The sequence below is a fragment of the Streptomyces sp. PSU-S4-23 genome, assembly GCF_055632315.1.
The window spans coordinates 2,104,896-2,121,845 of the sequence record NZ_JBVMUU010000002.1 but is presented as its reverse complement, the minus strand read 5'-3'; the positions used below and the strand labels follow the sequence as shown (position 1 = coordinate 2,121,845).

General features: G+C 71.0%; 12 protein-coding genes and 1 pseudogene. 6 read left to right on the top strand and 7 right to left on the bottom strand.

The window, feature by feature from the left end:
• Positions 1-43 precede the first annotated feature (43 nt).
• The 3 genes from ACZ79I_RS10480 to ACZ79I_RS10470 all read left to right on the top strand — a co-directional run bounded on the left by ACZ79I_RS10480 (position 44) and on the right by ACZ79I_RS10470 (position 1,215).
• Positions 44-595, top strand: coding sequence for a DUF5753 domain-containing protein (locus tag ACZ79I_RS10480; RefSeq protein WP_471496327.1), 552 nt, complete (start codon positions 44-46; stop codon positions 593-595).
• A complete protein-coding gene (locus tag ACZ79I_RS10475) occupies positions 571-777 on the top strand; it encodes a DUF397 domain-containing protein (protein ID WP_471496326.1) in 207 nt (68 codons plus the stop codon). The genes ACZ79I_RS10480 and ACZ79I_RS10475 overlap by 25 nt, the downstream gene beginning before the upstream one ends.
• Before the next feature lie 210 nt (positions 778-987).
• Positions 988-1,215 carry a DUF1737 domain-containing protein gene (locus ACZ79I_RS10470; RefSeq protein ID WP_471496324.1) on the top strand — a complete coding sequence of 76 codons (228 nt, stop codon included), beginning with the start codon at positions 988-990 and terminating at the stop codon, positions 1,213-1,215.
• 119 nt (positions 1,216-1,334) lie between these two features.
• Here the strand turns inward: ACZ79I_RS10470 and ACZ79I_RS10465 are convergent.
• Together ACZ79I_RS10465 and ACZ79I_RS10460 are read right to left on the bottom strand one after the other, a co-directional pair.
• Positions 1,335-1,484, bottom strand: a pseudogene (locus ACZ79I_RS10465) (GNAT family N-acetyltransferase); the annotation flags it as partial.
• 320 nt (positions 1,485-1,804) lie between these two features.
• Entirely contained in the window at positions 1,805-2,320 is a 516-nt protein-coding gene (locus ACZ79I_RS10460; RefSeq protein ID WP_471496322.1) for a GNAT family N-acetyltransferase, read from the bottom strand.
• A 382-nt stretch (positions 2,321-2,702) separates the two neighbouring features.
• Between ACZ79I_RS10460 and ACZ79I_RS10455 the strand changes: the two genes are divergently transcribed.
• The gene (locus ACZ79I_RS10455) at positions 2,703-4,085 is read left to right on the top strand and encodes an alpha-amylase (protein ID WP_471496320.1); all 1,383 of its coding nucleotides are present in this window, start codon (positions 2,703-2,705) and stop codon (positions 4,083-4,085) included.
• 204 nt (positions 4,086-4,289) lie between these two features.
• Positions 4,290-9,704: a pullulanase-type alpha-1,6-glucosidase gene (gene pulA / locus ACZ79I_RS10450; protein WP_471496319.1), complete on the top strand. Its 5,415-nt coding sequence runs from the start codon at positions 4,290-4,292 to the stop codon at positions 9,702-9,704.
• A gap of 76 nt (positions 9,705-9,780) precedes the next feature.
• Here pulA and ACZ79I_RS10445 read toward each other — a convergent pair whose 3' ends face one another.
• From ACZ79I_RS10445 to ACZ79I_RS10435, 3 genes are all read right to left on the bottom strand, one after another.
• On the bottom strand, positions 9,781-10,497 hold the full coding sequence (locus ACZ79I_RS10445; protein WP_471496317.1) for a TetR/AcrR family transcriptional regulator: 717 nt from the start codon (positions 10,495-10,497) through the stop codon (positions 9,781-9,783).
• 158 nt (positions 10,498-10,655) lie between these two features.
• Positions 10,656-12,596, bottom strand: a complete 1,941-nt coding sequence (locus tag ACZ79I_RS10440; RefSeq protein WP_471496316.1) for a hypothetical protein — start codon at positions 12,594-12,596, stop codon at positions 10,656-10,658.
• A 150-nt stretch (positions 12,597-12,746) separates the two neighbouring features.
• The gene (locus tag ACZ79I_RS10435; RefSeq protein WP_471496314.1) at positions 12,747-13,250 is read right to left on the bottom strand and encodes a tetratricopeptide repeat protein; all 504 of its coding nucleotides are present in this window, start codon (positions 13,248-13,250) and stop codon (positions 12,747-12,749) included.
• 186 nt (positions 13,251-13,436) lie between these two features.
• Here ACZ79I_RS10435 and ACZ79I_RS10430 point away from each other — a divergent pair, with 186 nt between their 5' ends.
• Positions 13,437-13,859: a hypothetical protein gene (locus ACZ79I_RS10430; RefSeq protein ID WP_471496313.1), complete on the top strand. Its 423-nt coding sequence runs from the start codon at positions 13,437-13,439 to the stop codon at positions 13,857-13,859.
• A gap of 100 nt (positions 13,860-13,959) precedes the next feature.
• On the opposite strand, the gene ACZ79I_RS10425 is transcribed toward ACZ79I_RS10430, so the two are convergent.
• Together ACZ79I_RS10425 and ACZ79I_RS10420 are read right to left on the bottom strand one after the other, a co-directional pair.
• The gene (locus ACZ79I_RS10425; protein ID WP_471496311.1) at positions 13,960-15,522 is read right to left on the bottom strand and encodes a DUF1996 domain-containing protein; all 1,563 of its coding nucleotides are present in this window, start codon (positions 15,520-15,522) and stop codon (positions 13,960-13,962) included.
• Positions 15,523-15,819: 297 nt separating this feature from the next.
• Complete coding sequence (locus ACZ79I_RS10420; RefSeq protein ID WP_471496309.1) at positions 15,820-16,812, bottom strand: NAD-dependent epimerase/dehydratase family protein; 993 nt, start codon at positions 16,810-16,812, stop codon at positions 15,820-15,822.
• Positions 16,813-16,950: the final 138 nt, after the last annotated feature.

The following is a 16,950-nucleotide window of genomic DNA, read 5'->3' as shown; positions in this document are numbered from 1 at the left end:
CGCTCCGGCGTCGTCATCCGTTGCCGATCCTCTCGTGCTGATCGTGACTTCTACTCCTGAGCATCGGTGGCACAGCGTGCCCAGCCTGCTCCAGACCGAGGCATACGCGCGTGAGGTGCTGCGGCAAGGGCAACCCTGGTGCACCGCAGATGAGATCGAGGAGAAGGTGGCGGCCCGGCTCGGGCGGCAGAGCATGCTCCAGCGCACACAGCCGCCTCTGCTGTGGGTCGTGCTCGACGAGTCGGTGATTCGCCGTCCCGTGGGCGGGGCGGCGGTCATGTGGGACCAGTTGGCCCACGTGCTGGATGCCGCACAGACGCCGTGCATCGAGGTGCAGGTGCTGCCCTTCGCCGCCGGGGCGCACTCGGCCATGGGCGGCTCGCTCAGCCTCCTGTCGTTCGAGAACGCCCCTGATGTGGCCTACCTGGAGGCTGGACACTCGGGTGAACTGGTGGAGGACAGAGCCATGGTGACCCGGCACTCCTATCGTTACGATCTTGTGCACGCTCGAGCCCTGCCGCCAGAGGCGTCAGCGGCCGTGATCCAGCGGGCCATGGAGGAGTTCAAGAGATGCGCAGCAAGCGACCTGACCTGACTTCCGCCGCCTGGCGCAAGAGCACGTACAGCGATGGCGGCGGCGGCGACTGCCTGGAGCTCGCCGACAACGTCCCCGGCATCGTCCCCGTCCGCGACAGTAAGAACCCAACCGGCCCGGTCCTGTTCTTCCATCCCGCCGTGTGGTCCGCGTTCATCGTCGGCATACGCCGACTTGGATGAGCCCGGCCACTTCGTGGGCCCGGACGCACCGTACCTGGTGTTCAGGGGATTCGTGGAACGACGCATGAGCCGATGGCGGCGCGGCTACGGAGGCCACACGGGCGGTAATTGGCGGATTCGGGCCAGTCCGACGGCGTTTGCCAAGCCGTATGGGGCGGTCGGCGGCCCAAGTCCGCCGCTTACGGCCTGGGTGGCGATGGGCTTCGGGACATGCCGGCCCGGTGGGCGGGAACGTCTGGGATCCTTCTCCTCATGAGCACACCACCGGACGGATTGCCTGTTTACCGAGTCCTGACCGGACCGGACGATGCCACGTTCTGCCACCGTGTGAGCGAAGCGATGGGTCTTGGCTACGAACTGCACGAAGGCCCCGCCGTCACCTTCAACGGTGAGAGCGTCGTCGTCGCCCAGGCGCTGGTCTGGCCGGCACGGACGTAGGGACTTCGTGAGCAGCGGTGGTCGCGGTCGGCCCGTGAGCGTGAGAAGGGCCGCAACCTTGCCCAGGTCGGCTTGGCCGGTGCCGCCGAGTGTGTTCCGCGGCGTCCCGGATTCGATGCTCAGCCGTGGGTCTGGGCGGGGCTGCTGAACGAGATCCAGACGTCGGGAGGCAGGTCCGGCCGACCTGGTACGTGTCTGCGCTCCTCGGTCCACGCGTCGCCGGCGATCTCCGTGGCGACGCGACGCCAGAAGCGCACCGCGGCCGTGTTGCGGCCGACGGCCGGCGATCCACTCTCGCAGGAACGTCTCGTGTTCCATGCCGCCGCGCAGGCCATCGGGCAGGTGGTGGCGCAGCAGATGGCTCACGGTGTGGCAGCGGTCATACACGAGGTGGTCGGAGAGGAACCCGCCGCCGGGCGCGAGCGGTGACTACTGCGAGGTCGTCGCCCCCGCCGCGAGAACGAGAACCGCGTCAACGCCCTCGTGGCCGCCGCCGAGCGCTGAGGGGCCGTCAGGAAGGCGGCCCGGAGGCCCTCTCGCCGCCGGACCCTGACCAAGTGAGGGATCCCGCCGTGCCCGGATGTGGAGATCAGACAGCGGCCAGGCTCTTCGCCATGACCCGCTTCCGGTAAACGCCATCGGGGAGAAGATCGCCGGGCTCACCCGTGTCCGTGAAACCGTGCCGCTCATAGAGCGCGATCGCCTTGCGGTTGTCGGGCATGACCGACAACCGCAGCGTCGTGGCACCGCGCTCCGCCCCCCACCGCTCGACCGCCTGGATCAGATAGTCACCCACGCCCTTGGCCCGAGCCGTGGGCTTGACCCACATCGAGATCAACTCCACGTTCTCTGCTTCCTCGCCCGGCACTCCGCTGACCATGCCCACCGGAAGGCCGTCGAGGAGCGCGACGAGATCGTGCGCGCCAGGAATCGACAGACGGGCACGCCAGCGTTCCTCTCGGTCGCCGGAGCCCTGCCACTGGGCCAGTGTCGATCCGAACGCGTAGGGCGCGTCAGCAAGCGCGGCCAGTCGCAACTCCCGCCAAAGGGGCCAGTCGTCTGATTTCAAAATGCGTAGTTCAAGCGTGATCCAGACCCTGCCCATCCGTGGGCGCGGGCAGCAAGTTGTGCCTGACGGCCCGCAATCTCTTTCGTCCGGTTTCAGGGGCTCGTCGTCCGGCGGGGACGGCGGGCCTCGCCGTGTGCCCGCCCGGATTCGTGAGGGTTCGCCCAGCGCAACGGGTCGCAATCCGCCCCTTGTCGGGGTATCTGTGACAGGAGCATGTCGAGGGGTTGACCGTCGGGGTCGCGGCTCGTACGGTCGCTGCACCGCAAGTGGTTGAAAACTTGCAGCAATTCCCTTCAAGGGGCCCTGGGTCCCTCCAACCGGCCCCGCACACAGACCCTTCGGCGGATCCTCCCCAGATCCTCCCCAGATCCGCCTTCAGATCCGTCCGCAGATCCTTCAACGGAGAAGGAACCCCCACATGGCCAAGAGAACGCTCTCCGGCGCCCTCGCCCTCGCGGCGGTCGCGTCGATCGCCCTCGCTGTCCCGGCCGGGACCGCGTACGCCTCCCCGCCCGGCACCAAGGACGTCACCGCGGTCCTCTTCGAGTGGAACTACGCCTCGGTCGCCAAGGAGTGCACCAACACCCTCGGCCCGGCGGGCTACGGCTACGTCCAGGTCTCCCCGCCCGCCGAGCACATACAGGGCCCGCAGTGGTGGACGTCGTACCAGCCGGTGAGCTACAAGATCGCCGGTCGGCTCGGCGACCGCGCGGCCTTCCAGAACATGGTCAACACCTGCCATGCGGCAGGGGTCAAGGTCGTCGCCGACACCGTGATCAACCACATGTCGGCGGGCAGCGGCACGGGCACCGGCGGCTCCTCGTACACCAAGTACGACTACCCCGGCCTGTACTCGTACGCCGATTTCGACGACTGCACCGCGCAGGTCACCAACTACCAGGACCGCTGGAACGTCCAGCACTGCGAACTGGTGGGCCTGGCCGATCTGGACACCGGCGAGGAGCACGTCCGCCAGACCATCGCCGGCTACATGAACGACCTGCTCTCCCTCGGTGTCGACGGCTTCCGCATCGACGCGGCCAAGCACATCCCGGCGGACGACCTGGCCAACATCAAGTCCAGGCTGACCAACCCGTCCGCCTACTGGAAGCAGGAGGTCATCTACGGCGCGGGCGAGGCGGTCCAGCCGACCGAGTACACGGGCAACGGCGACGTCCAGGAGTTCCGCTACGCCTACGACCTCAAGCGGGTCTTCAACAACGAGAAGCTGGCGTACCTCACCAACTTCGGCGAGGGCTGGGGGTACATGAGCAGCTCGGTCGCCGGCGTCTTCGTCGACAACCACGACACCGAGCGCAACGGCTCCACGCTGAACTACAAGGACGGCGCGAACTACACGCTGGCGAACGTCTTCATGCTGGCCTGGCCCTACGGAGCCCCCGACATCAACTCCGGCTACGAGTGGTCCGACACCGACGCTGGCCCGCCGAACGGCGGCCAGGTGAACGCCTGCTGGCAGAACGGCTGGAAGTGCCAGCACGCCTGGCCGGAGATCAAGTCGATGGTCGCCTTCCGCAACGCCACGCACGGCGCGGCGGTCACCAACTGGTGGGACAACGGCAACAACCTCATCGCGTTCGGCCGCGGCAGCAAGGGCTATGTGGTGATCAACCATGAGAGCACGACGGCCGACCGCTGGTTCCAGACCTCGCTGCCCGCGGGCACCTACTGCGACGTGCAGGGCAACAGGACGGTGACGGTGAACTCCAGCGGCTGGTTCCAGGCCTCGGTCGCCCCGAACACCGCGCTCGCCCTCTACACGGGCAAGTCGAGCTGCTGAGCCGGGGCTTGGGAGTAAGGCCCGCCGACCCGCCGTGTGCGGCAGGGCGGGCCTTCGTTCGATGCAAATGTTTTCTGTTGCTTTCAAGAGTCTTGCTGTAAACCTTTCGGCGGCGATACGGTCGCGCGGCGCCCCGCGACGAGAGCCGTCCCGCGGCGCAGGGGCCGGACCCGTTCGAGCCGTAATCGCAAGGAGTTCAAGCCTGTGATACCGAGATGGCCGGCGCCGCCCGCGCGCCGTACCGCCCATGCCGGACGGATCGCGTCCGTCGCCGTGGCCGCGCTCGCCGCGGCCCTCGTCCAACCGCTCGCGGCCCATGCCGAGATGCCGCCCCCGCCGCCCTCCGACGCGAGGCTCGCCGCCGAACCCGCCCGGCACGACGACACCCGTGAGCAGTTCTACTTCGTCATGCCGGACCGTTTCGCCAACGGGGACACGTCCAACGACAAGGGCGGCCTGACCGGTTCACGCCTCAGCACCGGCTACGACCCCACCGACAAGGGCTTCTACCAGGGCGGCGACCTCAAGGGCCTGACCAGGCGACTGGACTACATCAAGGGGCTCGGCACCACCGCCATCTGGATGGCCCCGATCTTCAAGAACCAGCCCGTGCAGGGCACCGGCAGCAACGCCTCGGCCGGCTACCACGGTTACTGGATCACCGACTTCACCAGGGTCGACCCGCACTTCGGGACCAACAAGGACCTCCAGACCCTTATCTCGAAGGCCCACGCCAAGGGCATGAAGGTCTTCTTCGACGTCATCACCAACCACACCGCCGACGTCGTCGACTACAAGGAGAAGACCTACGACTACCTCTCCAAGGGCGCCTTCCCCTATCTGACGAAGGACGGCAGGCCCTTCGACGACGCGGACCACGCCGACGGCACCACGGCGTTCCCGCCGGTCGGCACGGACTCCTTCCCGCGCACCCCCGTCGTCCCCGCGGCGAAGCGGGCCGTGAAGGTCCCGTCCTGGCTCAACGACCCGGCGATGTACCACAACCGCGGCGACTCCACCTTCGCCGGCGAGAGCTCCGCCTACGGCGACTTCTCCGGCCTGGACGACCTGTGGACCGAGCGCCCCGAGGTCGTCAAGGGGATGGAGCGGATCTACGAGCGCTGGGTGCGGGACTTCGGCGTCGACGGCTTCCGGATCGACACCGTGAAGCACGTCGACATGCCCTTCTGGACCCAGTGGGCGACCGCCCTCGACAAGTACGCCGCCGCACGCGGCCGCAGGAACTTCTTCATGTTCGGCGAGGTCTACTCCGCCGACACCTCCGTCACCTCGCCGTACGTCACCCGAGGCCGCCTGGACGCGACGCTCGACTTCCCCTTCCAGGACGCCGCCCGCCAGTACGCCTCCCAGGGCGGGAGCGCCCGGAAGCTCGCGGGCGTCTTCGCCGACGACTACAAGTACACGACCGACAAGGCCAACGCGTACGAGCAGGTCACCTTCCTCGGCAACCACGACATGGGCCGCATCGGGTACTTCCTGAGGCAGGACAACCCCAAGGCGTCCGACGCCGAGCTGCTGAAGAAGGACGAACTGGCCAACGAGCTGATGTTCCTCAGCCGCGGCAACCCGGTCGTCTACTACGGCGACGAGCAGGGCTTCACCGGTTCCGGCGGCGACAAGGACGCCCGCCAGACCATGTTCGCCTCCCGGGTCGCCGACTACCTGGACGACGACGAGATCGGCACCGACCGTACGGCCGCGAGCGACGCCTATGACCCGAGCGCGCCGCTGTACCGGCAGATCAGCGCCCTCGCCAAGCTGCGCAGGGACAACCCCGCGCTCGCCGACGGCGTCCAGACCGAGCGCTACGCGGCCGACGGTGCCGGCGTCTACGCCTTCTCCCGCACGGGGAAGGACGGGACCGAGTACCTCGTCGCCTTCAACAGCGCCGACGAGCAGAAGACGGCCGACTTCGCCACCGCGTCGGCAGGCATGACGTTCCGCGGCGTCTACGGGACCGACGCGTCCGTCACGAGCGGCGCCGACACGAAGGTCTCCGTCACGGTACCCGCCCAGTCGGCCGTCGTCCTCAAGGCCGCGGGCCGCCCCGGCGCCCCGGCCTCCCGGCCCGCGCTCACCCTGAAGGCCCCCGACGCGGGCGCCACCGGCACCGTGGAGCTGTCCGCGGATGTCGAAGGCGGCCGGCTGAACCGGGTCGTCTTCGCCGCCCAGGTGGGCGACGGCAGCTGGCGCACCCTCGGCTCCGCCGACCACGCCCCGTACAAGGTGACCCAGAGCATCGCCGAGGACGTGCCGGCCGGAACGGCGCTGCGCTACAAGGCGGTCGTGATCGACTCGGCGGGCCGCACCGCGAGCGCGACGGCCGCGAGCACCACCGGCACCCCGCCCGCCCCGCAGGTCCCCACCGCCTCCTCCCGCGACTACGCGATCGTCCACTACAGGCGCGCCGACGGCGACTACGGCAACTGGGGCCTGTACGCCTGGGGCGACCTCGCCGACGGCGAGGGGACCACCTGGCCGGCCGGCCACCCCTTCGCCGGCCGCGACGCCTACGGTGCCTTCGCCTACGTCAGGCTCAAGCCCGGAGCCTCCAGCGTCGGTTTCCTCGTCGTCGACAAGGACGGGAACAAGGACGTCTCCGCCGACCGCACCATCGACGTCACCAAGACCGGGGAGGTCTGGGCGGAGCAGGGCAAGGAGACCCTCCTCACCGAGAGGCCGACGGCCGACTACCCGCCGCAGGACACGACCAAGGCCGTCCTCCACTACCACCGCGCCGACGGGAACTACGACGGCTGGGGCCTGCACGTCTGGACCGGCGCCGCGAACCCCACCGACTGGGCCGCCCCCCTGAAGCCGGTGCGCACCGACGCGTACGGCGCGGTCTTCGAGGTGCCGCTCGCCGACGGCGCCACCAGCCTCAGCTACATCGTGCACAAGGGCGACGAGAAGGACCTCCCGGCCGACCAGTCGCTCGACCTCACGGCGAACGGCCACGAGGTGTGGCTGATCGGCGGCCAGGAGAAGTACCTGCTGCCGCAGCCCGCCGGCAGCGCCGCCGCCCTCGACCTGAGCACCTCCAAGGCCGTCTGGATCGACCGGGACACGGTCGCCTGGAACGGCGTCGACGGCGCCGCCTCCACCCAGCTCGTCTACTCCCACGACGGCTCGATCGCCGTCAAGGACTCCACGCTGACCAGCGACGACGAGCGCTGGCTGCGCCTGACGAGGACGACGCTCACCGACGCCCAGAAGGCGAAGTTCCCGCACCTGAAGGACTACACGGCCTGGTCCGTCGACCCGCGTGACCGCGACCGGGTGCGCGAGGCGCTGCGCGGCCAGATCGTGGCCTCGCAGCGGGCCGCGAACGGCGCCGTGCTGGCGGCGACGGGCGTCCAGACCGCCGGAGTGCTGGACGACGTGTACGACGCGACGAAGGCCGACCTCGGGCCGACGTTCCACCGGGGCCGCCCCACACTGGCCGTGTGGGCGCCGACCGCGCAGCACGTCTCCCTGGAACTCGGCGGCTCCACCGTCGCCATGCGGCGTGACGCCGCCAACGGCGTCTGGTCCGTCACCGGCCCGGCCTCCTGGAAGAACAAGCCCTACCGGTACGTGGTGACGGTGTGGGCGCCCAGCGTCCGCAAGATCGTCACCAACAGGGTCACCGACCCCTACTCACTCGCCCTGACCGCCGACTCCGAGCGCAGCCTCGTCGTCGACCTCGACGACCGCTCCCTCGCCCCGAGCGGCTGGGCGAACCTGAGGAAGCCCAGGGCCGTGCCGCTCAGGGACGCCCAGATCCAGGAGCTGCACATCCGGGACTTCTCCGTCGAGGACAGCACCGTGCCGGCGAAGGACCGGGGCACCTACCTCGCCTTCGCCGACAGGAACAGCGACGGCTCCCGGCACCTGCGGGAGCTGGCCGGGGCGGGCACCTCGTATGTGCACCTGCTGCCCGCGTTCGACATCGCGAGCATCCCCGAGAGGAAGTCCGAGCAGTCCACCCCCGGCTGCGACCTCGCCTCCTACGCCGCCGACTCCGACCGGCAGCAGGCGTGCATCGCCGCGACCGCCGCGAAGGACGCCTACAACTGGGGCTACGACCCGTACCACTTCACCGTCCCCGAGGGCTCGTACGCCACCGACCCCGACGGCACCGGCCGCACCGTCGAGTTCCGCAGGATGGTGCAGGCGCTCAACAAGGACGGCCTCCGGGTCGTCATGGACGTGGTCTACAACCACACCGCCGCCAGCGGTGAGGCCGACACGTCCGTGCTCGACCGGATCGTGCCCGGCTACTACCAGCGGCTGCTCGCCGACGGCTCGGTGGCGAACAGCACCTGCTGCGCGAACACCGCGCCCGAGAACGCGATGATGGGCAAGCTGGTCGTGGACTCGATCGTCACCTGGGCCAAGGAGTACAAGGTCGACGGCTTCCGCTTCGACCTCATGGGCCACCACCCGAAGGCCAACATCCTCGCCGTGCGCAAGGCCCTCGACGCGCTCACGCCCGAGAAGGACGGCGTCGACGGCAAGAAGATCATCCTCTACGGCGAGGGCTGGAACTTCGGCGAGGTCGCCAACGACGCCCGCTTCGTGCAGGCCACGCAGCAGAACATGGCCGGCACGGGCATCGCGACCTTCTCCGACCGCGCCCGTGACGCCGTGCGCGGCGGCGGCCCCTTCGACTCCGACCCCGGCATCCAGGGCTTCGCGTCCGGGCTGTACACCGACCCCAACGCCTCCACCGGCAACGGGACGAAGGCCGAGCAGAAGGCCCGCCTGCTGCACTACCAGGACCTCATCAAGGTCGGCCTGAGCGGCAACCTGGCCAAGTACCACTTCACCGGCACCGACGGCAAGGAGGTCACCGGCGCCGAGGTCGACTACAACGGCTCGCCCGCCGGATACGCCCAGGCACCCGGCGACGCGCTCGCCTACTCCGACGCTCACGACAACGAGTCGCTGTTCGACGCGCTCACCTACAAGCTGCCCCAGGGCACCTCCGCCGCCGACCGGGCCCGTATGCAGGTCCTCGCCATGGCGACGGCCGGCCTGTCGCAGGGCCCCTCGCTGTCGCAGGCCGGTTCCGACCTGCTGCGCTCCAAGTCGCTTGACCGCAACTCCTACGACAGCGGCGACTGGTTCAACGCGATCCACTGGGACTGCCGGGACGGCAACGGCTTCGGGCGCGGGCTGCCGACGGCGGCCGACAACCGGTCCAAGTGGACGTACGCCAAGCCCCTGCTGACCTCCGTCAAGGTGGGATGCGACCAGATCCAGGGCGCCTCCGCCGCGTACCGGGACCTCCTCAGGATCCGGACCACCGAGCCCGTCTTCTCCCTGGCCACCGCCGACCAGGTGCAGTCGCAGCTCTCCTTCCCGCTCTCCGGGAAGGACGAGACGCCCGGGGTGATCACGATGGAACTCGGTGACCTGGTCGTCGTCCTCAACGCGACGCCCGAGAGGCAGGAGCAGACCGTCGCGGCACTCGCCGGGAAGGACTACGCGCTGCACCCGGTGCAGGCGCACGGCGCGGACCCCGTCGTCAAGACGTCCTCCTACACGGCGCAGTCCGGCACCTTCGCGGTACCGGCGCGCACCGTGGCGGTCTTCTCACGGGTGACGCACTAGGCACCGGCGGTGGGGCGGACCGGCGTTCCCGGCCCGCCCCACCGCCGGAGTGGCGAGCCGACGGCCCCGCCGGCCGTCACGAGGCCAGGGTGACCAGCCGGGTGACGAGATCGGCGAAGGGCCCGTCGCCCGGTTCGTCGCCGAGCATACGGCGCAGCAGGGCCGCCATGTCGGCGTCGTGCGCGGCGCTCACCGCCGCCAGCGCGGCGAAGTCGTGCACGAGCTGCACCTCCAGCTCACGGCGCGGGATCCGCCGCCCGTCCAGCCAGATCAACGCCGTCGACTCGACGAGCGAGATCCACGAGCGGACCACCAACTCCAGCCGGGCGGGAGGATCCTGGACCTCCAGATGCGCAAGGATCTGGACATACGCGGCCTGGCGCACCGAGTCGACGAGCGCGTTCGTCCGGGACACCGCGTCCAAGGGCCGGTCCGCGTCGGCGGGGACGGCGGGGCCTCCGCGCATCAGCGCCGAGAAACCGGGCCCGTGATCCTCGACGAAGTCGAAGAAACGGCGCATGACGCGCAGCAGCCGTGCCCCGAGCGGGCCCTCGCGCGGCTCCACGAACCGCGCCGCGAGGTCCTCCGACGCACGCTTCAACGCCGCTTCGTAGAGACTGAGTTTGCCCGGGAAGTAGTGGTAGACCAGCGGCCGCGAGATGCCCGCGGCCGAGGCTATCTCGTCGATGGAGACCTCGTCGGGGGAGCGCTGGCTGAACAGTTCGAGCGCGACGCCGATCAACTGCTGCCGCCGCTCCTCGACTCCCATTCTGCGGCGTACCCCGGTTGTCATGCGAACACCTTACCGATCGGATCCGGACCTCCACGGGCCGGAGCGGCCGTGGTCTTTCACACGTCCGGCACACTTTGCTCACCAAGCCCTCGCGGCACACCCATCGGTATCGAGCCACCGCGCCTGCGTTCAGCCTTCCCTGGTACGCGTTCCGTGGTTCAGCGCAGGCCGTTGATCTCCCGTCCGTCGTCGAGTGTCCCCTTCAGCCCGGCCCGGACGCCCTGCTGCGTCCGCACCGCGAGCACGTTCCCCCGCGCCGAGCCGCTCGCCCCGCCGGTCGCACCGATCGACGCGGTGCCCTTGCTGCCCGCGGCGAGCAGATACCACGTCCCCGCCGCCGACTTCCACAGCACACCCGCCAGCACATGGGGATCCTTCGCGCCGCACGCGGGCACGTTCTCGGCCTTCGCCGCCACGGCGCCGTACCGCCCGCCCGGCGTGTGGAACTGCGCCAGCACCCGCGACCCCCCGCCCCGCCAGGTGTCCGCCCGTGTGCACACCCACGACGCCTCCCCGGACCCGTCCGGGAGCTTCTGCCGCGCGTACTCCCACGCGTTCACGGACCGCACACCCCCCGACCACACCGCCGCGAGCGAGCACGCGAACGGGGACCAGGCGCGCAGCGCCGCCGCCCCGGACACCTCCCGGGGCGCGTCCGGCCGCCCCACGGTGAGGTGGGCGGGCGTCAGCTCCCCGAGGTCGGTCAGCAGCCGGGTGCCCGAACCGTCGGTCAGCTCCAGCACGTTCCACGACGTGCACGAGCCGGTCTGCCGCGCCCGGCCGGCCAGGGGCGCGGTCACCCCGTCGTCCGGGCCCAGATCCATGGCCCCCGACCGCGGCCGCAGCAGGTCCCGCTCGGCCGCCCCGGTCACCCAGGGCGCCGTCAGATAGCGGACGTTGCCGTCGGCCCGGCCCAGCACCACCGCGTCCGCCTCGGCACCGGATGCCGCGTCGACCCGGGCGAAGTCGAGCGCCGCCCCGCCGGTGCCCTCGTCCGGCTCGGCGTAGCGCACGATGCGCAGCCCGTCGTAGAAGACCACCACCCGCGCGGCGTCGACCCGGCCCGCGTACAGCAACTGCGGTGGGCCGGCCGGGGGGCCCGACGGCGTGCCGGGGGTCGCCGACACCTGGACGGATCCGCCGGGCCGCGCCCAGACGGCGAGCGCGCGGCGCAGCAGCGCCGTGTCGCGGGTGAGGCCGCCGCGCGCGGGCCACACGGAGAAGTCGGTGCGCGCCGACGTCGTCCACGCGGTGGGCGGCACCTTGGTCAGCCCGGCCGGATCGAGGGCGGCCCGGAGGGCCGGGTTCTGCGCGTCGGAGGGAGCGGCCGCGCCCTCCGGACCCCAGCCGCCGCCCGGCAGGGTGAGGAGCGCGCCGCACACCGCGACGGCCGCCACGGCGGCGAGGGCGGCCTTCGTGTGCTGTCTGCGCCGCATCAGATCGGTCGGCCGCGCCTGCAGCGAACACGGGTCGAACTCGGGGGACAGGAGCAGCGCGTCCTGGACCGGTACGCGCCCGGCCTCGCGGACGGCCGACGCCGGGTGCGCCACGCCCGCGGCGCGCAGCAGCCTGCGCACGCCGTCCTCGGGGAGCCTCTCCAGACCGCGCAGCACATAGGCGGCCCGGGCGGGGCCGGACAGGGCCGACAGCCGCTGGTCCAGGGCGAGTTCGTCGGCGCCGCCCGCGCGCGGGAAGAGCCGCAGACCCCACACCTGGGGCAGCGGCCACGGCAGTTGGGCCCGCTTCGGCCAGGCCGCGCGCTTCAGCGGCCGGCCCGCCTCCAGCGCCGAACGCACCACCCGCAGGCGGACCAGCGCGTAGCCGGGGTCGCCGTCGCGGCCCTCCCTCAGGCCCTCGGCCGCTGCTCCGGCCTGGGCCGGGATCAGTGACGCGGAGGCCCGTCCGCGGGGCAGCGCGCGCTGGGTGAGGGCGTGTGCGGTCAGCACCCGGCGGCTGCGGCCGAGGCCCGGCGGCAGCACCAGATAGGCGAGCCGGACGAGCCGGGGGTAGTGCTCGACGAGCGCGGCCTCGGCCTGCTCGACGTCGACGACCGGGCCGGAGGCGGGGGTGGGGCGCGGGGCGACATGCTGTGACTGCACGTCCGGTCAAACGACCGAGCCGGGGGTTGGTCACCTCGGCCGCCGCCCTCGCGGCCCGCATGCCGGCCGGCGCGATGGCGCGCCCGACAGCGGCGTGGCCGCGGCGGCCGCCGTGCGCGAGGGCCGGACCCACGAAGGCGAGCCCCCCGATCAGCGCTCGGGCTCGACGAGCAGGCGGGCGTAGTTCGCCATCGACCTCTGGTAGCGCGGCAGATGGGGCGCGAGCGCGCCGAGCACGAGCGAGAGGCCCTCACGGTCGCGGCCCAGGCTGGACAGGCAGAGGGCCAGACAGGCGCGCACGGCGTCGTCCAGTTCGTCGGAGGGGGCGTCGAGTTCGGGCGTGAGCAGCTTGACGCCCTCCTCGGCCTGCCCGATGTTCCGCAGCGAACTGGACAGCTGGATCCTGGCCCGGCGGCCGCGGTAGCCGTCAAGGCCGAGCGCCAGCGCCTCCCGGTACAGCGGGACCGCCTTGTCCGAGTGGCCCGTCGAGTCCCAGGCGCAGGCCCGTTCGAAGGGGCCCAGCGGGCTGTCCTCGGGCAGTTCGGCGACCAGGGCGTCGATCACCGCGCGGAAGTCCGCGGCGTCCGGCTCGGCACCGTCGTCGAAGGCCGCCCACGCGGCGGCCACGCGCGCTTCCCAGCCCTGCGTGCTCACGCTTCCCCCTCGTCCCGGCCCTCAGGCCGACCACCTTCGCACATGTGCGCAGGGACGGGCACCGGTTTTCGTGTGGTCGCGGTGGGGTTCCGTGGTGCCGTTGAGCACGGGGCACACCACAGCCGTAGGGAAGGGCAGGGCCCTCGTGGGTCTTCAGCGGCACGGCGGGAACGACCGGAGGAATTCATGAGGTGGACGCGCGAGAAGCTGGCGGCCGGTGCGGCCGTCGCCCTGCTGGTGCTGACCGGCTGCGGCGGGTCGGGCGGGTCGGATGACGCCCAGGACAAGGTCCCGGCGACCGCGACCGGCAGCCTGGAGGACCTGGCGGCGAACGTGGACTGCAAGCCGAGCATCCAGACCGACGCCGACGAGATCCGCCAGGGCGTCTGCAAGAACACCGACGGCCGGTTCGTCCTCGCGACCTTCGCCACCGACCGCGGGCAGCGCGAGTGGCTCAATGACGCCAAGGACTACGGCGGTTACTACCTCGTGGGCCGCAAGTGGGTCGCCGTCGGCGACGACGGAGTGGTCAAGGCGTTGCGCGGCAGACTCGGCGGCGAGGTCGAGATCGGGGTCGATCACCACGCCCATGCCGGCCACGGCGGCTGAGCCGCACCGGGCGTACACGCCGAAGGCCGGTGGCGGGATCTTCGCCACCGGCCTTCTTGTGCGGGCCACCCGCTCAGCGGGTCACCCGCTCACCGGGTCACTAACACCTCCGGCCGCTGTTGATGCAGTTGGCGATCTTGTTCGCCAGGCCGCCGGTCGTGATGCTGATGAAGTCGTCGTGGTCGGTGGCGGGCTTGTGGAGCTGCTCCGGGAAACCGTCCACCGCGTAGGCGTTCTTGACCTGGCCGTTCTGGACGACCGGCTGCGGAACGCTGTACACGAGACGCATCGTCAGCTGCGGGATCGCCTTGAAGCCGTTCTGGCAGTTGCCGCCTGCGTCGGCGAAGGCCACGTGCGTGCGGTGGTTGGCGCTGTCGATGTTCTGGCCGTCCCAGCAGCTCTGGAAGGCGAACGTGCGGACCACCTTGCTGCCCTGCGGGCAGATCGGGTACTGCGTCGTGAGCTGCACCTTGTTCTCGAAACCGGTGCAGCTCCAGTGCGCGTTGGCGTTCGCCAGGCCGTTGGTGGTGGTCTTGGCGTCACCGGTGATGATGCGCAGGAACTGCGGCATCGCGACGACCTTGCTGGTCGGGCTGCCGACGTAGGTGATCTGGGCCTGCTGGGCGACCAGGATCTTGCCGACGTTGCCTTCCTTGCCGCCGCCGTCCCGGTTCTGGTCGAATTCCTGCGTACCGTCCTGCAGACGCAGCACCGGCCAGTAGTACGACGACAGGTCGTTCTTGTTCTGGCAGCTGGTCCCGCCCTGCAGGAAGTTGTTGTTGTCGGAGAACGCGTTGATCTTCTGGTTGCCGACGTAGTCGTGCGTGTGGTGGGCGCCGTTGGTGACGCCGGGCGCCACGATCACGTTGTCGGTGTTGCGGTTGCCGTTCGCGTTCACCCCGCACCTGGTGGTGAAGGTACCGGTGGAGGCGTTGCCCGTGCGGCGCGGTTTGGCCGGGACGTTCGGCTGGACCTTCGTGATGTCGACGAAGTCCGCCGCGGACGGGCCGTTGCCGGCCTGACCGCCGTTGCCCTGCTGCTGCCCGTTGTTCTGGCCGCCTTGCTGCTGGCCGCCCTGCTGCTGGCCGCCGTTCTGCTGCTGCCCGCCTTGCTGCTGGCCGCCGTTCTGCTGCTGCCCGCCCTGCTGCTGGCCGCCGTTCTGCTGCTGCCCGCCCGCGTTGGTCTGGGCCTGGTCGGCGGTGGTCCCGGTGCAGGCGGCCAGACCGTCGAGCGAGGACGGGGCGCTGGCGCCCACCCGCCTGAAGTCGATCTTGATCCGGTCGATGACCGCGGTCCGCTTGTCCTTGAGCGGACCGAGGATCGCGTTCTGCACGAAGCCGGCGTCGTTCGTCTGCGCCTGGCGCGTCGAGGCCAGCCGGGCGTACGCCTCGGTCACCTGCTTGTCGAGGGTTGCCAGCTCCCTGTCGACGTTCGACTTCGCCGCGTTCGGAACGCTGGTCAGCTGCTGGCCGACGTCCGGGCAGGTGATGGTGGCCACCTGGGCGGCAGCGGCCTTGGTGGTGTTGTTCTGTGCGTTCGTCTCGTGCGCCGAGGCGTAGTAGTTCGCCCAGATCAGCCCGCCCCCACCGAGCGCTAGGGCCGCGGATGCGGCTATGGCCTTGGTGGCCAGCGGCGTACGGCGTTTTCGTGTGTTGCGTCCCATGGAACTCCTCTGACTTCCTTTCGGGGCGGAGGCGCCCGACAGGGGTGAAGCGGCTCCCTCCCATACGCAAGGGGCCCGTGAGGTGTTCAGAAACCCCTGAAAAACTTGGAAGTTCATGAGGTGATTTCGGGCAAGAGGTGCAGAAGCCCTGGTTTCAGCGGGAGTTGAGTGGGGTACCCGGATCACGACCCCCGCCTTCCCCGGTTCGCGTCCCAGTGTGTCCGCGGCCCGCGCACAGGTCAGTGGGGCGCCCACCCGGCCGGGGGTGTAGCCGGCACCGCCTTCCGGGGTGGGCGGTCACAGCCTGAGCAGTCTCGCCTCGACGTCGGGGTCGAGGCCCTTGGCCGGCCGGTCGGGGCGCTGCGGCGCGGTGCCGCCGATGTCCCGCAGCCAGCTCCAGGTGTCGGCCACGGTCTCGGCGACGGGACGGCACCGCAGCCCCGTCGCGACGGCCCGCGACACGTCCGCGGAGTGCATGGCGTCGTGCAGGTCGCTGCCCGGTGGCACCCACACGGGCAGCTGCGTCCAGGGCTCGACGCCCGCGTCGAGGATGGCCTCCGGGGTTGTCCAGCGCAGCTCGGCCGCCGCGCCGGTGACCTCCACGCACGCCTCCAGGAGCCCGCCCATGGTGGCGTGGCCCTGCGGACCGATCAGGTTGCAGGGCCCGCTCAGCCCCTGCGTGACCGCCCCGAGGATCCACTCGGCGAGGTCGCGGACGTCGACGTACTGGAGGGGGAGGTCCCGCGGGCCCGGCGCCAGGACCGGGCCGCCGCGGGCGATCCGGGTCAGCCACCACGGCAGCCGCCCGACGTTCTCGTACGGTCCGAGGATCAGCCCCGCCCGCACCAGCACCGAGCGGTCCGTGCCGAAGGCGTCCAGCGCGGCCAGCTCACCGCCCCGCTTGTCCCTCGGGTACTCGGTCGTCCCGGCGTCCGCCGCGGCGCCCTCCACCAGCGGCGCGTCCTCGGTGTACCCGGCGGGCGGGGCCCACGCGTACACCGAGCAGCTCGACACATACACATACCGTCCGGCGCGGCCGGCGAGCAGCCGGGCGGCCTCGTGCACCGCGCGGGGCGCGGCCGACCAGGTGTCGACGACGGCGTCCCACTCGCCCTCGGCCAGCGCCGCGAGCCCACCGGGTGCGGTGCGGTCCCCCCGCAGCGCCTCCACCCCGGGCGGGGGCCGGTGCCGCCCCCGGTTGAGGACCGTCACCTCCCAGCCCCGCCCGAGCGCCGCCTCCACGACGGCCCGCCCCGCGAATTCCGTACCGCCCAGCACCAGAAGCCTCATGCCACGACTGTGCCCGCACGGACGGCGGGACGGAACCCGGATCTGCTCACAGGAGACTCCGCGGCCGGGTGTCGCCTGCCGGGACCGTTCCGCCCCGGCAGCGCGAGGGGCGCCCACCCCGCGGGTGGACGCCCCCTG